General features: G+C 58.2%; 12 protein-coding genes and 1 pseudogene. 9 read left to right on the top strand and 4 right to left on the bottom strand.

Features of this window, described 5'->3' with window-relative positions:
• Positions 1-14: 14 nt before the first annotated feature.
• The gene (locus tag IC231_RS17385) at positions 15-1,196 is read right to left on the bottom strand and encodes an AI-2E family transporter (RefSeq protein ID WP_190785752.1); all 1,182 of its coding nucleotides are present in this window, start codon (positions 1,194-1,196) and stop codon (positions 15-17) included.
• A gap of 195 nt (positions 1,197-1,391) precedes the next feature.
• Here IC231_RS17385 and IC231_RS17380 point away from each other — a divergent pair, with 195 nt between their 5' ends.
• The 8 genes and pseudogenes from IC231_RS17380 (at position 1,392) to rplT (ending at position 12,384) form a co-directional block, all read left to right on the top strand.
• Positions 1,392-3,302 carry a DNA topoisomerase IV subunit B gene (locus IC231_RS17380; protein ID WP_190785996.1) on the top strand — a complete coding sequence of 637 codons (1,911 nt, stop codon included), beginning with the start codon at positions 1,392-1,394 and terminating at the stop codon, positions 3,300-3,302.
• Positions 3,303-3,550: 248 nt separating this feature from the next.
• The gene (locus IC231_RS17375) at positions 3,551-6,340 is read left to right on the top strand and encodes a DNA gyrase/topoisomerase IV subunit A (RefSeq protein ID WP_190785995.1); all 2,790 of its coding nucleotides are present in this window, start codon (positions 3,551-3,553) and stop codon (positions 6,338-6,340) included.
• Positions 6,341-6,501: 161 nt separating this feature from the next.
• Complete coding sequence (locus IC231_RS17370; protein ID WP_190785751.1) at positions 6,502-7,365, top strand: tetratricopeptide repeat protein; 864 nt, start codon at positions 6,502-6,504, stop codon at positions 7,363-7,365.
• A 45-nt stretch (positions 7,366-7,410) separates the two neighbouring features.
• Complete coding sequence (locus tag IC231_RS17365; protein WP_190785750.1) at positions 7,411-8,562, top strand: tetratricopeptide repeat protein; 1,152 nt, start codon at positions 7,411-7,413, stop codon at positions 8,560-8,562.
• A 127-nt stretch (positions 8,563-8,689) separates the two neighbouring features.
• Positions 8,690-10,651, top strand: coding sequence for a threonine--tRNA ligase (gene thrS, locus IC231_RS17360; protein ID WP_190785749.1), 1,962 nt, complete (start codon positions 8,690-8,692; stop codon positions 10,649-10,651).
• Between the two features lie 281 nt (positions 10,652-10,932).
• A pseudogene (infC, locus tag IC231_RS17355) lies at positions 10,933-11,490 on the top strand (translation initiation factor IF-3); the annotation flags it as partial.
• A gap of 191 nt (positions 11,491-11,681) precedes the next feature.
• The gene (rpmI, locus tag IC231_RS17350) at positions 11,682-11,876 is read left to right on the top strand and encodes a 50S ribosomal protein L35 (RefSeq protein ID WP_190785748.1); all 195 of its coding nucleotides are present in this window, start codon (positions 11,682-11,684) and stop codon (positions 11,874-11,876) included.
• Positions 11,877-12,039: 163 nt separating this feature from the next.
• Positions 12,040-12,384, top strand: coding sequence for a 50S ribosomal protein L20 (rplT, locus tag IC231_RS17345; protein ID WP_185886284.1), 345 nt, complete (start codon positions 12,040-12,042; stop codon positions 12,382-12,384).
• A gap of 94 nt (positions 12,385-12,478) precedes the next feature.
• Here the strand turns inward: rplT and IC231_RS17340 are convergent, their stop codons facing one another.
• On the bottom strand, positions 12,479-13,072 hold the full coding sequence (locus IC231_RS17340; protein ID WP_190785747.1) for an HD domain-containing protein: 594 nt from the start codon (positions 13,070-13,072) through the stop codon (positions 12,479-12,481).
• Positions 13,073-13,185: 113 nt separating this feature from the next.
• On the opposite strand from IC231_RS17340, the gene IC231_RS17335 reads away from it, so the two are divergent.
• A complete protein-coding gene (locus IC231_RS17335; protein WP_190785746.1) occupies positions 13,186-15,897 on the top strand; it encodes a cyclic nucleotide-binding domain-containing protein in 2,712 nt (903 codons plus the stop codon).
• 137 nt (positions 15,898-16,034) lie between these two features.
• On the opposite strand, the gene IC231_RS17330 is transcribed toward IC231_RS17335, so the two are convergent.
• Positions 16,035-17,081, bottom strand: a complete 1,047-nt coding sequence (locus tag IC231_RS17330; RefSeq protein WP_190785745.1) for an adenylate/guanylate cyclase domain-containing protein — start codon at positions 17,079-17,081, stop codon at positions 16,035-16,037.
• Positions 17,071-17,469, bottom strand: a complete 399-nt coding sequence (locus IC231_RS17325; protein ID WP_190785744.1) for a response regulator — start codon at positions 17,467-17,469, stop codon at positions 17,071-17,073. Before IC231_RS17325 ends, IC231_RS17330 begins: the two co-directional genes overlap by 11 nt.
• Positions 17,470-17,471: the final 2 nt, after the last annotated feature.

The raw sequence follows: 17,471 nt of genomic DNA, 5'->3' as shown, positions 1-17,471 counted from the left end.
GGCGCTGCTTGTTATCATTCCTTGTTCAAGAGCCGCCGCCAAAGCTTCTGGACACTGTTCGGCTCGTTGTTTTCGGGCTTGGTGGAGTCCTCTCCTTCGGCCGTGTCGCCGAGCAGGAAACCCCAGGGCTCGGTGGCTTTGTTGGCATCCAGCACCACTTTGGCCACGGCCATCAGCGGAATGCTGAGAATCATGCCCGGCGTGCCCCACAGCTCCGCCCCCAGAATCAGGGCCAGAATAGCGGCCAGCGGATTGATGCTGACCTGCGAGCCGGTAATCATGGGCGTGATGAAGTTGCCTTCCAGAAACTGCACCACCACAAACACGCCGATGACCAGCGCCGCCTGAACCGGGGAACCGGTTTCGACCAGCGTGATAATGGCCGGTACCGTAGCCCCAATCATGATGCCGATGTAGGGAATGATGGCCAGCACCGAAGCAAAAATGGCGAAGAAGATGGCGAATTTCACGCCCAGCGCCAGCAGCCCGATACCGTTGAGAATGGCCACAATCACAATGACCTTGAGCAAACCCGAAATGTAGGCCTGTACCACGGTCTGGATGTTGTCGACGGTGTGCAGCACGGAGGTGCGTTTGTCAGGAGCCACGAAACGGAACATAAACTGCCGCAGATGGTCGCGGTAGAGCAGCAGGCAGAAGATGTAGATGAGTACCTGCGCCAGATTGCTGAGTACGGCCGTCGTGGTGTTGAGCGTAGTGCCCAGATAGGAGCCGCCGGATTTTTTCAGATTCTTTACCGTGGTTTCTTTCAGGTCGTCGATGCTCATGGGCTTGTAGCCAAACTTCATGTGCGCCCATTCCTGTGCCTGAGTGAAGAATTCCATCATCTTGGTCTGCAGCTTGGGCAGCTCACTCTTGAACTGCGCCAGCTGCGAGCCAAACCCCAGAATAACCCCCGCAAAAATGGCCAGCACCAGCAGCAGGCACAGAATAATGGCCAGCACCCGCGGCAGGCCGCGCAGCTCCAGCCACCGGCAGATGGGCAGCAGCAGCAGCGTAAACACCGCCGAGAACAGCAGTGGCAGCAGGATGTCGTCGAGGACTTTCAGCGAGTAGACCAGCAGTACCGCGCCAAGCAGAAAGAAGGCAAACTGAACGACGGGCGTCTGCTTGACTATCGGACTGGGCTTATGGCCGGAAGGAGGCAAATGATGCTGAGCAGCAGGAGTAAGCATTTTGCTAATATTGTTGGTAAAATTGGGAGAGAGAAAAGCGCGGCTGTGAAGTGTTTGTATTGAAATGTCCCGGAACAAACACCGGTAGTACTGGGTTGAGAAAGGAGATTTTGCTAACTTTACTAGCGAAATGGAAACGTGGAAAAGGTCCGTTTTCTGCGTTATTTTACTCCGGAATTGAATTTCGATCTACTGATGAGTGAAGAACAGATATCCGTTGCGACGCACGGCTACACCGAAGACAGCATTCGTTCCCTCGATTGGCGCGAGCATATCCGGTTGCGGCCTGGTATGTACATCGGCAAGCTCGGCGATGGTTCGGCGTACGATGATGGCATCTATGTGTTGGTAAAGGAAGTCATCGACAACTCGATTGACGAACACGTGATGGGCCACGGCCGCACGATTGAAATCAAGATTTCTGACCACCGGGTGCAGGTGCGCGACTACGGCCGCGGCATTCCGCTGGGCAAAGTGGTGGATGTAGTCAGCAAAATTAATACGGGCGGCAAGTACGATTCCAAAGTCTTTCAGAAGTCTGTGGGGTTAAACGGGGTCGGTACCAAAGCGGTTAATGCACTCAGCAATTACTTTCTGGTGCAGAGTGTCCGCGACGGACTGATGAAGTCGGCTGAGTTTGCGCAGGGCATCCTGACCAGCGACCCTAAGCCGGTGAAAACCAGCCAGCGCAACGGCACCCTGATGACGTTCCAGCCCGACGATACGATTTTCCGCAACTACCGCTTCATCCCGGAGTATCTCGAAAATCAGATCTGGAACTACGTCTATCTGAATGCTGGCCTTACCATCAACTTCAACGGCCAGAAGTACTACTCCGAAAACGGCCTCGCCGACCTGCTGGCCCGCAAAGCCGACCCCGAGAGTCTGCGCTACCCGGTCATCCATCTCAAAGGCGAGGATATTGAGATGGCCATCACGCACGGCAACGACTACGGCGAAGAGTACTATTCGTTCGTGAACGGGCAGTACACCACGCAGGGCGGCACGCACCTGGCCGCTTTCCGTGAGGCGGTAGTGAAAACGGTGCGCGAGTTCTACAAAAAAGAGTACGACGCTACCGATGTTCGGGGCTCCATCATTGCCGCCATTTCGGTGCGGGTGCAGGAGCCGGTGTTCGAAAGCCAGACCAAAACCAAGCTGGGCTCCATGAACATGGGGCCCGATGGCCCCACGGTACGCGGCTTTATTCTGGACTTCGTAAAAGAATCCCTCGACAACTTCCTGCACAAAAACCCCGCTACTGCCGAGGCGCTGCGCAAGCGTATTGAGCAGAGCGAGCGGGAACGGAAGGATATGGCGGGCGTGAAGAAGCTGGCCAACCAGCGCGCCAAAAAGGCCAACCTGCACAACCGCAAGCTCCGCGACTGCCGCTTCCACTTCGGCGAAGGCAAACAGGAAGCCGAAGCCCTGACCACGCTGTTCATCACCGAAGGTGACTCCGCCTCGGGCTCCATCACCAAGAGCCGCAACGTGGAAACGGAGGCCGTGTTTAGCCTCCGCGGCAAGCCGCTGAACTGCTTCGGGCTGAAAAAGAAGATTGTGTACGAGAACGAGGAGCTGAACCTGCTGCAGCACGCCCTCAACATCGAGGAAGGCATTGAAGGGCTGCGCTACAACCGCGTGGTCATTGCCACCGACGCCGACGTGGATGGCATGCACATCCGGCTGCTGCTGCTCACATTCTTCCTGCAGTTCTTCCCGGATCTGGTGCGCAATGGCCACGTGTTCATTCTGGAGACGCCGCTGTTCCGCGTCCGCAACAAGAAAACGACCATCTACTGCTACAACGAGCAGGAGAAGCAGGCGGCCATGCGCCAGCTCGGCCGCAACCCCGAAGTGACGCGCTTCAAAGGCCTCGGCGAAATCAGCCCCGACGAGTTCGGCAAGTTCATCGGCGACAACATCAAGCTGGAGCCCGTGATTCTGCAGTCGGACCGCAGCATTCAGCAGGTACTGACCTATTATATGGGCAAGAACACACCGGCCCGCCAGGAATTTATCATCGAAAACCTGCGTCAGGAGAAGGACTTGGTAACCTCGGATGTGCTGCCCGTGGCAGAAGTGCCCGAGGAAGATTTAGCGTAATTTTGAGTTTCCTCCGGGTGTGGCCGCGCCATAGCAGGAGAGAGGTACAAGGATAATAACTGTGGCAAGCGCCACACCCCGCCGTGTCAGAAGAGAATACTCCCCACACCCCCGAGCAAGCTGCGGCCGACCTGTTCACGGCCGGCGACACTGTTGAACTTGGGGCTGCTCCCGCTGCATTTACTGCTGCTGGCCCCGCCGGCATTCCCGCCGATTCGGATGAGGAAACAGTGGCACTACTAAGCGAAATGGCCACGGCCGAATCCTCCACTGAGGAAACGGAACCAGCCGAAACCGAAGAAATTGCGGAAGCAGAAGAAGAGCCGAAGTTCGCACCTGGCGAAACCATCCACGATGTAGCCACCGTGAATGGGATGTACCAGAACTGGTTTCTGGACTACGCCAGCTACGTGATTCTGGAGCGTGCCGTGCCCGCCATTGAGGATGGACTTAAGCCGGTGCAACGCCGCATTCTGCACGCCATGAAGGAGATGGATGATGGCCGCTTCAACAAAGTGGCCAACGTCATTGGCCAGACCATGCAGTACCACCCCCACGGTGACGCCAGCATTGGCGACGCTATGGTGAACCTGGGGCAGAAGGACCTGCTGATTGAAACTCAGGGTAACTGGGGTGACATCCGGACCGGCGACGGCGCGGCGGCTCCGCGTTACATCGAAGCCCGCCTGAGCAAGTTTGCGCTGGACGTCGTGTTCAACCCCGACATCACCGAGTGGCAGATGAGCTACGACGGCCGTAAGCGTGAGCCGACTACGCTGCCCGTGAAGTTTCCGCTGTTGCTGGCACAAGGCGTGGAAGGCATTGCTGTGGGCCTGAGCACCAAAATTATGCCCCACAACTTCCGCGAGTTGTGCAAAGCCAGCATTGATGTACTGCGCGGCCGGGAAATCCAGCTGTTTCCGGACTTTCCGACCGGTGGCCTCTGCGACGTCACGAACTATAACGGTGGCCTGCGCGGCGCCAAAATCCGGCTGCGTGCCACCATCGAGAAGGTCGATAAGACCATGCTGGTTATTCGCGACATTCCATACGGCACCACCACCACGGCGCTGATGGAAAGCATCGTGAAAGCCTCGGAAGCGAATAAAATCAAGATCAAAAAGGTAGTCGACAACACCGCTGCCACGGTAGAAATACAAGTACATCTTCCCACCGGCGTTTCGCCGGACCTGACGATGGATGCGCTGTATGCTTTCACCGACTGCGAGGTTAGTATTTCGCCCAATACCTGCGTCATCATCGAGGACAAGCCACGCTTCGTGGGGGTGGAGGACATGCTGCGCCTGAGCACCCAGAAAACGTTGCGCCTGCTGGAGCGGGAACTAGAAATCCGGGAAGAAGAGCTGCAGGAAAAGTGGCATTCGGCTTCGCTGGAGAAGGTTTTCATCGAAAACCGCATCTACCGCCGGATTGAGGAGTGCGAAACCTGGGAGGAAATCCTGCAGACCATTGATGCGGGCCTGAAGAAATTCGTGCGCATCGAAGGCGAGAAGCCCAAGGCAAATGACACACGTATTGTGATGCGCCGGTCCATTACCGAAGACGACCTCACCCGCCTCACCGAAATCCGCATCAAGCGCATTTCCAAATACGACGGCTTTAAGGCCGATGAGTACATTCAGCGGCTGGAAACTGAGCTGGCAGAAGTGGCCGACCACCTCGCCAATCTTACGCGCTACGCTATCAACTACTTCGAGGGGCTGCTTAAAAAGTACGGTCAGAACCGGGAGCGGAAAACGCAGCTCCGCACCTTTGATGTAGTAACGGCCCAGAAAGTGGCCGTGGCCAACCAAAAGCTCTACGTAAACCGCCGCGACGGTTTTGTAGGCTACGGCCTGAAAAAGGACGAGCAGGTAGAGCATGTCTGCGACTGTTCCGACCTCGACGACATCATCAGCATCAAGCGGGATGGCACGTTCACAGTGACCCGGATTGCGGAAAAAACCTTTGTGGGCAAGGACATTCTGCACGTCGGGGTATACAACAAGAACGACGACCGGCTGGTATACAACATGATTTACCAGGACGGTGCTTCGGGCATCAGCTTCGCCAAGCGCTTCCTCGTGACGGGCATCACCCGCGACAAGGTGTATGATCTGACCAAGGGCACGAAGGGCACCAAAACGCTCTACCTCACGGCCAACCCCAATTCGGAGTCGGAAATCGTGGGCGTGCAGCTTTCTGACAAGGCGCCGGCCCGCGTGAAGCAGTTCGACTTTGACTTTGCTGAGCTGTCAATCAAAGGCAAGGGCTCGATGGGCAATATCGTCACGAAGCAGCCCATCAAGAAAATCACGCAGAAAAGCCTCGGCGACTCGACGCTGGGCGGCCGCGAAATGTTCTTCGATAGTGTGGTGGGCCGCCTGAACACGGCCGGCCACGGCCGCTACCTGGGTACCTTCGATACCGACAACACGATTCTGGTGGTGTACAAGGACGGCAGCTACGAGCTGAAGTCGCCGGATCCGGCGCACCACTTCGATGTGCCCAACATCGTGCTGCTGCGCAAGCTCGACCCCGATACCGTGCTAAGTGCTGTGTACGTGGAAGCGGAAACCAAAATCCACTACATCAAGCGGTTCAAGATTGAAACCAGCACGCTGGACAAGCGCTTCACATTTATTTCCGAGCCCAAGGGCAAGCTGCTGGCCGCTACCGCCAACCCCGAGCCGCAGGTGGAAGTGAAGCTACAGCGCGACAAGAAAGCGGATAAGGAGACCGAGAAAATCAACCTGCACGAGTTCATTGACGTGAAAGGGTGGAAGGCCATGGGCAACAAGCTCAACTACTTCCGGATTCATGCCGTGACCCTGCTGACGGATGAAGGCCCTGAGCCCCAGCGCCGCGAAGTGAAGAAAAAGGCCGGCCCGGCCACCATTCCCCGGTCGGCTGCCGGGGCCAGCGAGCCGGAAGGCCCACTGCCCGACCTGACCGGCCCCGTGGACATTTCGGCCGCCGACATTGCCCAGGCCCAGGCCATTCTAAAGACTCCCAAGTCGCAGCTCAAGCTGTTTTAAGTAGCAAAAAGCCCCGCAGTTGCAACTTGCGGGGCTTTTTCATGAACTTGCAGTACGCTTGCCCTGTAGTAGGCAGCAGTTTCGCCAACAGAGTGGAGCATCCTGTGAAAAGCTGCAGCTTTGCGGCACAGTCTGCGGTAGTTGTTTGCATGGTAGTGCCTTTGGGTCGTTTCTTTTGGCTGATACTGCTTCTGGCGGGCCTGCTGGCTGTGCCTGCCGAAGCCCAATGGCGCCGGCCCTCCAAGGCCACGCCCAAGCTGCCCACCGAAACGCCGGAAACAGCGCTTGTCGCGAAGCTGCTGCGGGAAGGGCAGGAGCTACAGAGCCAGTACAAAGACTCCGAAGCCCTGGGCAAATACGAGCAGGCTCTGGCGCAGGCCCCGGCTACGTACGAAGCCCTGTGGCGGGCCGCGGTGCTCAGTGTCCGGATTGGGGCCCGCTACACCGATGAAACCCGGAAAATGGCCTACTTCTCCGCCGCCCGGCTTTACGCCAGCCGGGCGCTTGTCGTACGGGCTGAGGGGGCCGAGGGGAATTATGCGGAAGCCTTGGCGCTGGCCAACCAAGCCACCTTGCTCACTGCCCGCAGCAGGTTGCTTTCATATAAGGAGATGAAGCCATACGTGTTTAAGGCTGTGGCGCAGCGTCCCGATTTTGCGGATGCCTGGCAGCTGCTGGGCCGCTGGCACTACCGCGTCGACCACTACAACATTCTGGAGCGGATATTCAGTCGGGTGTTTCTGGGTGGTATGCCTTCTGGAGCCAGTACCCGGGCCGCCATAGAGGCACTTTCCAAAGCGCATGAACTGAACCCCAAGCGCATTGAATATGCTTACGACCTGGCGCGGGTGTACTTGAACCAAGGCTACAATACCCAAGCAACTGCGGTGCTGCAGGATGCCGTGGAGCTAACACCGGTTACGGCCGAGGAGCTGGAAATTAGCCGGCGCTGCCGTAAGATGCTGGTGCAGCTGAACCGGCGGCTGGTAAAGCAGGTGCATCGGCACATGCGCAACGTAGACTAGCCGGCCCGTGCTATCCGGCTGCTCCCTTCCGTATCTTTGCCCCCGATGTCAGCTACCGTTTCTTCCTTCCTGGGTTTTTTGCGCCCGTTTCTGCTGCTGCCTCTCACGGCACTGCTTGCTACGGCCTGCGGTGCCGGCGCCGAGGAGCAGCCTGAGACAATGGTGGACCTGAAAACAGTACAGAGCGGTCCAAAAATTCAGGCCGAAGAACTAGACGGGGCCATAGCCCGCCAACCGCGCAATGCTTCTCTTTATGCCCGCCGAGCTGCATTTCGCCTCGATGCCGGCCAGATTGAGCCTGCCTTGCAGGATATAACCCAGGCCCTCGACCTGGACGATACGCCCGGTGAGTTCTACTTCCTTAAAGCGCGGGCCCTGCGTGCCCAAGGCAAGCTTCAGAGTGCTCTGGCCGCCGCCGATATTGCGTCGCGGCGTGGCTATGCGTCTGCCGAATTGAACCTGCTGGTGGGCGAAACGCATCTGGCCTCACGCCACTACCAAACGGCCATCGACTACCTCGACCGTGCCCTGCAGCAGGAACCCGACCACACAGCTGCCCTTTTCTACAAAGGCATGGCCCACGTTGGGCTACAGGATACCACGCAGGCCCTGGACTACCTGCGCGCCAGCCTGGCTCGCGACCCGCGTCAGCCCGAAACCCTGCACCAGCTGGCCTTTCTGTCGAATGCCTACCGCCAGCCGGCTAATGCAGCCCTGTATGCAGCTCGTGGCCTGAAGGTAGCGCCCAATTATGGTCCGCTCTGGTATGACTATGGCCGTCAGTTTGAGCTGCAAAACCAGCCTGACAGCGCCGTGCGCATTTATGCCCGTACCGTGCAGCTGGATACCACCTTTTATCGCGCTGATTATCGTTTGGCATTGGCTGCGTTCAAAACCCGCAAGTATGCCGTGGCCATTCCGCACCTGCAGCGTGCCTTGCGCCGCGCACCCCGCCTAGCTGGCGCCCGCCAGATGCTGGCAGAAAGCCTGGAAAGCCTTGGCCGCTACCCAGAAGCCGCCGACCAGTACCGCCTGTTAGTAGCCGAGAACCCAGGCAACCGGCACTGGACCTACAAAGCATGGAAGGTGAGCAACCGGGCCAGAGGTATCATTGTGGACGAAGCGCCACGCCGCACCGTCGAGCCAATCGAGCCCATTTCCATTCAACGGCCGGGTCTCCCAGGATTAGGGCTCTAAGCAGTTGGCGGAGTGCTGAGTTAGGGAGTAATCAGCATCAACTTGCTGGTGCAGCAACTTTCCATTTCGCCATTTCCTTAACTTGCGGCTTCACGGCTGCTTGTATAGCCATTATCTCCCCAATTCAATGCTTAACATCACCCTCCCCGACGGCTCGGTGCGCCAGTTTGTAGATGGCGCCACGGGCTACGACGTTGCTGCCGGCATCAGCGAAGGCCTCGCCCGCAATGCCCTTGGCGTGCGCGTCAACGGCGAAGTGCGCGACCTGCACCGCCCGATTGACCAAGATGCGCAGGTTGCCATCCTGACCTGGAACGACCCCGAAGGCAAAGCGTCCTTCTGGCACTCTTCGGCTCACCTCATGGCCGAAGCCCTCGAAGCTCTGTATCCCGGCGTGAAGCTGGGCATCGGCCCCAGCATCGAAAACGGCTTCTACTACGACATCGACCTGGGCGAAGGCCGCTCGATTTCGACCGACGACCTGCCGGAAGTCGAGAAGAAAATGCTGGAGCTGGCTAAGAAGAAAAGCCAGTTTGAGCGCAAGGAAGTAAGCAAGGCCGACGCCATTGCCTACTTCACCGAAAAGCAGGACCCCTACAAGCTGGATCTGCTGGAGCGCCTCGAGGACGGCTCCATCACATTTTACACGCAGGGCGACTTCACTGACCTCTGCCGCGGCCCGCACATCCCTGATACTTCACCTATCAAGGCTGTAAAACTGCTCAACGTGGCCGGTGCTTACTGGCGCGGCGATGAGAAGAACAAGCAGCTCACGCGCATCTACGGCATCACCTTCCCAAAGGCCAAGGAGCTGACGGAGTACTTGGAGCGGTTGGAAGAAGCCAAGCGCCGCGACCACCGCAAGCTCGGTAAGGAGTTGGAGCTGTTTGCGTTCAGTGAGAAAGTAGGAGCGGGGCTGCCGCTGTGGCTGCCCAAAGGCACCGCTCTGCGCGAACGGCTGGAGCAGTTTCTGCGCCGCGCCCAGATCAAGGCTGGTTACCAGCCCGTCGTGACGCCCCACATCGGTTCCAAGGAACTGTACGTAACCAGCGGCCACTACGAGAAGTACGGCGCCGATTCGTTCCAGCCCATCAAGACGCCGAACCCGGGCGAGGAGTTCTTCCTCAAGCCCATGAACTGCCCCCACCACTGCGAAATCTACAAAACCAAGCCCCGCTCGTACCGTGACCTGCCGGTGCGCTTCGCCGAGTTTGGCACCGTGTACCGCTACGAGCAGTCGGGCGAGCTGCATGGCCTGACACGGGTGCGGGGCTTTACGCAGGATGATGCCCACATCTTCTGCCGCCCCGACCAGGTGAAGGAGGAGTTTCTGAAGGTGATTGACATCGTGCTCTACGTGCTCAAGGCTTTGGATTTTCCTGATTTTACGGCGCAGATTTCCCTACGTGACCCCGAGAACAAAGCCAAGTACATCGGCTCCGACGAAAACTGGGAGAAGGCTGAGCGCGCCATTATTGAGGCGGCCGCTGAGAAGGGCCTGACCACCGTTACGGAGCTGGGCGAAGCGGCCTTCTACGGCCCCAAGCTCGACTTTATGGTGCGCGACGCCATCGGCCGTAAGTGGCAGTTGGGCACCATTCAGGTAGACTACAACCTGCCCGAGCGGTTCGAGCTGGAATATGTGGCCTCCGACAACTCCCGCCAGCGCCCCGTGATGCTGCACCGCGCCCCGTTTGGTTCGTTGGAGCGCTTTGTGGCGGTTCTCATTGAGCACTGCGGCGGCAACTTCCCGCTGTGGCTCTCGCCCGAGCAGTTTGCGGTGTTGCCCATCTCGGAGAAGTACCAGGAGTATGCCCAGCAGGTATACGACCAGCTGGTGCAGTCCGAGCTGCGCGGCACAGTAGACCACCGCGACGAGAAAATCGGCCGTAAAATCCGCGACGCCGAGGTTTCCAAGGTGCCCTACATGCTCATCGTGGGCGAGAAGGAGCAGGCCGAAGGTATCGTGTCGGTGCGCCGCCACGGCCAGGGCGACGTGGGCGCCATGCCCATTGCCGAGTTCATCAGCAGCTTCCAGCAGCAGGTAAACGACATGATGGACGGCAAACCAGCCACTACCATCCACTAAGCCTGCCACAGGCAGCAGCTGCCAAAAGCTGACTTCACTACTACAAGCCCTTGCCATGTTTCATGGTGAGGGCTTGTTTTTTGGAGCAGCGCACTTCTGCAAGGGAAGAATTCCCTGAGTCAATCAGCAGAAAAGGACAATTTCAGGTCGATTTTATACAGGCTTTGTTGAGGGTTTGGAAAAAATGGCGGATATTTGCCCGCTGATTGAACCCAACAGGCTGCGTAAGCCTCCTGATCAATCCCAGCAAAAACCGACTTTCACCTAAAGGAGAAAAAGCCATAGCAACCCCTAACCGCCGTTATATCCCTCGCGCCCAGGTCGAGGAGCCGTTCAAAATCAATCAGAAGATTACGGCCCGCGAAGTCCGTCTTGTTGGCGACAACATCGAACAAGGCATCTATTCCATTGAGCAAGCCCGGCGCTTTGCTCAGGAACAGAACCTGGACCTCGTGGAAATTTCGCCCACGGCTGTACCGCCCGTGTGCCGCGTTATCGACTACTCGAAATTCAAGTACGAGCAGAAGAAGAAAACCCGCGAGCTGAAGGCCAAGCAGACCAAGGTCGTTATCAAGGAAATTCGTTTCGGACCCAACACCGATGACCACGACTTTGCCTTTAAGCTGAAGCACGCGCAGGAATTTCTGCGGGAAGGCGCCAAAATCAAGGCGTATGTGCATTTCGTAGGCCGAAGCATCGTGTTCAAGGAGCGGGGCGAAATTCTGCTGCTTAAGTTTGCTCAGGCCCTCGAAGACCTTGGCAAAGTAGAGCAGCTGCCCAAGCTCGAAGGCAAGCGGATGTTCCTGTATCTAGCTCCGAAAGCAGTAGCTCCGGCAAAACCGGCTAAGCCCGCTGCTCCGAAGGAAGGTGGCAAGGACGCTCCTAAGGAAACCAAACCGGCTGCTGCCCCTGCTCCCGCAGACAGCGCTGCTGAATAGCTTTTCCGGGGCTTCGGCCCCATATGTTGCGCTGGCGCACCGGCCCTAGGCAGCCGACCGCCGCAGTTTTTCACCTTTTTATCACCACCACAATGCCGAAAATGAAGACCAAGTCCGGCGCCAAAAAGCGTTTCTCGCTGACCGGCACGGGCAAAATCAAGCGCAAGCACGCGTACAAGAGCCACATCCTGACCAAGAAAACCACCAAGCAGAAGCGTGCCCTCACGCACGTTGGTCTGGTTAGCTCGGCCGACATGAACCGCGTAAAGGACATGCTCAATCTTTAATTAGTAATTGAAGAATTAGTAGTTAAGAATGTCCGATAGCACACCCGGACTCCATAATTCTTAATTCCTGATTGTCAATTATTAACTCTTTTTTTCACCAGGCGTCCGGCTGAAACAAAAGCTGCGGCAACAGTCCGCCGCCGGCCGCCAAAAAAAACTGGTTATGCCAAGAAGTGTCAACCACGTGGCTTCGCGCCACCGTCGGAAAAAAATAATGCGTCTGGCGAAAGGCTATTATGGCCGTCGCAAGAACGTATGGACCGTTGCTAAAAACGCGGTTGAGAAAGGTTTGCTCTATGCTTACCGTGACCGGAAGGTTAAGAAGCGTGAGTTCCGGGCCCTCTGGATTCAGCGTATCAACGCTGGTGCTCGTGAGCATGGCCTGTCGTACTCGCAGTTGATGGGCGGCCTGAAAAAGGCTGGTATCGAGCTGAACCGCAAAGTTCTGGCCGACCTCGCTCTGAACCACCCTGCCGCCTTCAAGGGCATCGTGGAGAAAATCAAGTAAGCAGTTCTGCCTGCTGATAAAAAAGCCTGACCCTTCCGGTCAGGCTTTTTTTGTGCGTCTTGAAAAACGGTGGTTCAGCCACTTATCATGTATGCTACGCAATGGTGTTCAGCAGGGCCTGTACTTCCAGAATCCGGTCCTGTTTGTTGGCCTCGCGCCAGGATAGGGCGGAGGGCGTCCAGTACCGGTGCTGCTGCAGAAAGCGGAGCTGAAGCTGCTGCCACGCCTGTTCGCTTCCAACAAGGCCAAGGTCGAACAACTCGTTTCGCAGGCTGTGGCTGATGGGCCAGAAATCGGGACGGCCGAGGTAATCGAGGTCGGCGTCGCAGAGAATCTGGGCGGGCAGCAAGTTGCCGGGACTTTGTGGCACCTGCGTAGCCATAATCAGCTCGCAGATAAAATCGACCTGTTCTGGCGAGTAGCCGAAGTTGGGCAACAGTTGCCGCACCAGCTGGCAGCCGGCCGCTTCGTGGCCCTGGTAGGTCGTCAGGAAGCCGGCGTCGTGGTAGAAGGCCGCCGTACGCAGCAGCGCCAGTTGTTCGGGGTCGGTGAGGCCTTCCGCATCAGCCAACGCGCGGGCCCGGGCCACAACGTCGAGAGTATGATGAGGGCCATGGTAGTAGAGGTTGGCGGGAAGGTGCTGACGCAATTGCTCGAGCACGTAATCTTCAGCGCATTGGCAGTTCATCGGGGAAGGAATAGAATTGACAGACCTAATAACAGCAAAACCGGGCGAATTGACACTCCTCGCCGCTATCTTGCGGCAGCATCAGACCCGCAGGCTTATTATTTAAATTCCGAATGACGCTACTTGAACGCTGGCAACGGCTGCTAGGAATACGGGTGGAAGAAGGCCGTACGGTAGGGCTGTTTTTCCTGCACAATTTCCTGTTAGGCATTGGTACCATTCTGGTGTATGTAGCGGCCAACGTTATTCTGCTGGAAAACGACCCGGAACGCAGTCTGCCGCTGGCTTATGGCTTGGCGGCGCTGGCCATGATAGTAGCCGGTAAGGTATATGCGCATTTTGAGCATCATCTGGGGCTGGAGCGGGTGGCGGTGCGGGTGCTGCTGGCGGTAGTGGCCCTGATGGCGATACTGGGGGTATTGGTTGCAGTAGGCAATTCAATAGCCGCAGCAGTGGCTATTATGGCGGGCTACCGCGTCATATACCTGCTCACGAACCTGGAGTTCTGGGGAGTATCGGCGGTGGTGTTTGATGTGCGGCAAAGCCGCCGGCTGTTCAGTGTCATCAGCTCGGGCGACATGCCGGCCAAGGCCCTGGGGGCCGTGCTGGCCATTCTGATTCACCATCATACTGATTTGCTCTGGCTGCTGCTCGTGGCATTTGCAGCGTACATCGGGGCGCTGCTGGTGCTGCAGGCCACGCGGCGGCAGCACGTGGTGGAAGCCCGCCCGGCCCCGCGCGCTGCCCGTCAGGGAGGCGTGGCACCACGGCTGCAGCAATGGTTCGGGGCCAGCCGGCTGGTACTGACGATGTGCCTGAGCATGCTGCTTATTGCAGCCGTTACCACGGGCATCGAGTATTCATTTTTTGTCAACGTCAAGCACAAGTTCCACGACCAGGCCACGGTGATGCGCTACGTCGGGACGGTGCTGGTGGCAACGTATCTGGTGGCGCTGCTTTTCAAACTGCTGCTTTCCCGCGTCACGCTGGACCAGGTAGGAGTCAGATGGATGCTGGTCGCGCTGCCCGCCATCATGCTGGCCGGGTTGCTGCTGGCCGGAGGATTGTGGCTGGGTCAGGCTGCCGATAGCACGCTGCTGCTGTACTTCTGCGGGCTCTATCTGACGCTGGAAGTGCTGCGCCGCGCCGTCTTCGACCCCGTTTTTCTGGTGCTCTTCCAGCCTTTGTCGCCGCCGGAACGCCTGCAGGCTCATACCCTGGCCAAAGGCCTATACGAGCCGCTGGGCATGGGCCTGGCCGGGGTGCTGCTGTATGTGCTGCATCGGCTGCCGGCCTGGGCAGACTGGGGGCCGTTTGTCTGGATGAGCCTGTTTATGGGGGGCGCACTGCTGCTGCTGAACCGGACGTATGGACACTACCTGAGCGAGCTGCAGCATGCGCTGAGCCGTCGGTTTACGCACGATCAGGAAACTGTGCCGGCTCCTGAAGCTGCGAACCATCCATCCTGGAACGTAGACCTGCCGGCAGCCTCTGCCACTGTTGGCCAATTGGTAGAAGCCCTGCAGGACCGGGCCACCCGTCCGGCTGCCATGCTACGTCTGGGCCGGCTGGGGCCAGCCGCTGTACCTGCTTTGGCCCAGGCTATGCAGACCAGCACCGACGACGTGCTGGTGCGGCGGCTGGCGCAGGTGTGTGGCCATATCCGGGTGCCAGCCAGTCGGGCGGCCTTGGTTGCGCTGGCCCGACAGCCGCAACTATTCCGGCGCGAAGCGGCCCTGCGTGCTCTGCGCTATTTTGACCAAGAGGCGGCCGACGCGCCTGTATTCCGGGCGTTGGTGCAGGACGAAATGCACCGCGCCCGGCACCTGCTCCGGGGCCTGTCCGTCACTACTGATCCTGTGTTGTCCCGCAGCCTGGAGTATGAGCTAGGACGGCTGGGGCAGCGCCTGTTCGGCTTGCTGCTGCAGCTGTATGCTCCGCAAAGTATAGCCGCTGCCCAGCGTGGCGTGCAGCATGCTGCGCGCGAACGGCAGGCCAACGCCCTCGAAATCCTGGACAACCTCATTGCCCGGCCCATCTATCAGGCGTTGCAGGCCCTGCTGGAAGTAGCGCCGGTTGCCGAAAAACTCCGCACCTTCGACCGGGTGCTGGGCTCGGCTCCAATGGAGGGCACCGTTGTTGACAGTATTGTAGAGCAGGGAGAAGCAGCCTTTACGGACTGGACTGTAAGCATCGCGCTGCCGCTTTGGCACCCTGCCGCCACGACGGCCGCCTACCTGCTGCCTCATCTGCAGAGTGGCAGCCTGCTGGTGCGCGAAAGCGCCTTTCAGGTGCTAGGACAACTCGCGGCGCAACAGCCCACCGTTTACGAACAGTTACTAACTACTCATCCTAACCTGCCTTTTCTACGCATGAATCATTCGTCGGGTACCGCCAGCATGTCGGCTGTGGAGCGCGTGGCGCTGCTGCAGCAAACCACTTTGTTTGCCGCAACACCCGCCAACGTGCTGAGCAGTATTGCTCCCATCATGAAGGAAGTCAGTTTCCAGGATGGCCAGCCGTTGTTTGCCAAAGGCGACCTGGGCACTTCCCTGTTTATCGTGCAGGCTGGTGAGGTAGGAATTTTCGCCGGTACGCAGCAGTTGGCCACGTTCTACGCCGGCGACTTTTTCGGTGAGCTGGCACTGCTTGATGCCGAGCCCCGCTCCGCTTCGGCCGTAGCGCGCGGGTCCGTGGTGGCGTTCCGGATAGACCAGGAGGATTTCTACGATGTAATGGAAGAGCGGGGAGAGGTGCTGCGCAACATTGTGCGCGTTCTGTGCCAGCGTTTGCGCCGGCAGAACGAGAAATCAGTGGTAGAATAGAGGGGCCGCCGCCCGCCGCGCGCGAAACCCGGTAGCCAACCGCTGCTTGGTCTCAGATCAAAACAACACGGCTCCCTTTCTGCCAGCGCAGAAAGGGAGCCGTGTTCAGTAAGTGCGGTTCAGGTACCCGCGTGGCCTTATGCCAGCACCTCGTAGATCATCACGGGTTTCGCCTTGTTCTTCAGCGTGACTTCGTGCATCGGGCGGCATTGGAACGACTCCTTGACCCGCTGGTAGGTGGCCTCCGTAATGATAATCTGGCCGGGCTGGGCAGCAGACTGCAGCCGCTGGCTCACATTCACGGTATCCCCAATGACGGTGTAGTCCAGCCGCTTGAGCGAGGCCGAGCCAATGTTGCCCGACACCATCTCGCCGGTATTGATACCGATGGATATCTGGGGCCGGTACAGCGTGCCATTGGGCAGGGTGTCTTCGTGGGCCTGCAGGGCAGTGCGCACGGCCAGGGCCGCGTCCATTGCCCGGTCGAGGTGAAATTTGTCGCGGAATACGGCCATTACCGCGTCGCCCATAAACTTGTCGACATAGCCGCCCTGCGCGATAATTTCGGCCACCATCTGGTCGAAATAGCTGTTGAGCAGCGTCACAACATCGGTAGGAGGCAGCACCTCGGCCAGCGACGTGAACCCGCAGATGTCAATGAACAGGACCGTGGCATCCACCGTTTCGCTGGCCATAAGCGTGTTTTCAAAACCCGGCCGGCCCATAAAATTAAGCACCGTCTCGTCCACATACATGCGCAGGATGTTGTTTTCCTGCACGGCGCGCAACGTCTGGCGCAGTTGCTGCACATGGTGGGCGGTTTTCTCCATCGTCACTTCCAGATCGGTGAAGTCTACCGGTTTGGTCACAAAGTCGAACGCCCCGCGGTTCATGGCCGTCCGGATGTTGTGCATGTCGCCGTACGCCGACACCATCACGGCCTTGATGACGGCGCTGGCATCGGGCAGATGGGTCAGCAGCGTCAGCCCATCCATGACGGGCATGTTGATGTCGGAAAGAATAATGTCGATGTCGGTCTGCTGGTGCAGCTGGTCCAGGGCTTCCTGTCCATTGCCGGCAAACACAAACTCGTAAGCGCCTTCCCGGATTTTGCGCCGGAATTTTTGCTTAATGAGCAGCGCCAGATCCGGCTCGTCATCAACCACTAGGACTTTAGTTTTCATGGATGCCGATTGCATGGAGCTTCTCTTTGAGAGCCGTAAAATCTACGGGCTTGGTCAGGAAATCGTTAGCGCCGAGCTGCAGCGCCTGTTGGCGGCTGTCAGCGTCGCCGTACGCTGTAATCATCATGACCTGAGGCGGAACCGGTGGAGGCGCATTGTATTCCTGGCGGATGCGTTTGAGCAGCTCAAGCCCACTCATGCCGGGCATATTGATGTCGGAGAGAATTAGTACGACCTCTGAGGCGTGCGCATGGATAAAATCCAGGGCCTCTTCGCCGGAATAAGCAAACGTGAAGGAATACTCGCCTTTGCGAATCTCGCGCCGGAACCGTTGTTCGAACAGTACGCGTACGTCTGTTTCGTCGTCTACTACCAATATCTTTATCATGA

It is taken from the genome of Hymenobacter duratus (assembly GCF_014698995.1).
GTDB classification, from domain to species: domain Bacteria; phylum Bacteroidota; class Bacteroidia; order Cytophagales; family Hymenobacteraceae; genus Hymenobacter; species Hymenobacter duratus.
The sequence above is the reverse complement of the archived record's forward strand: the minus strand, read 5'-3'. Positions and strand labels throughout refer to the sequence as shown.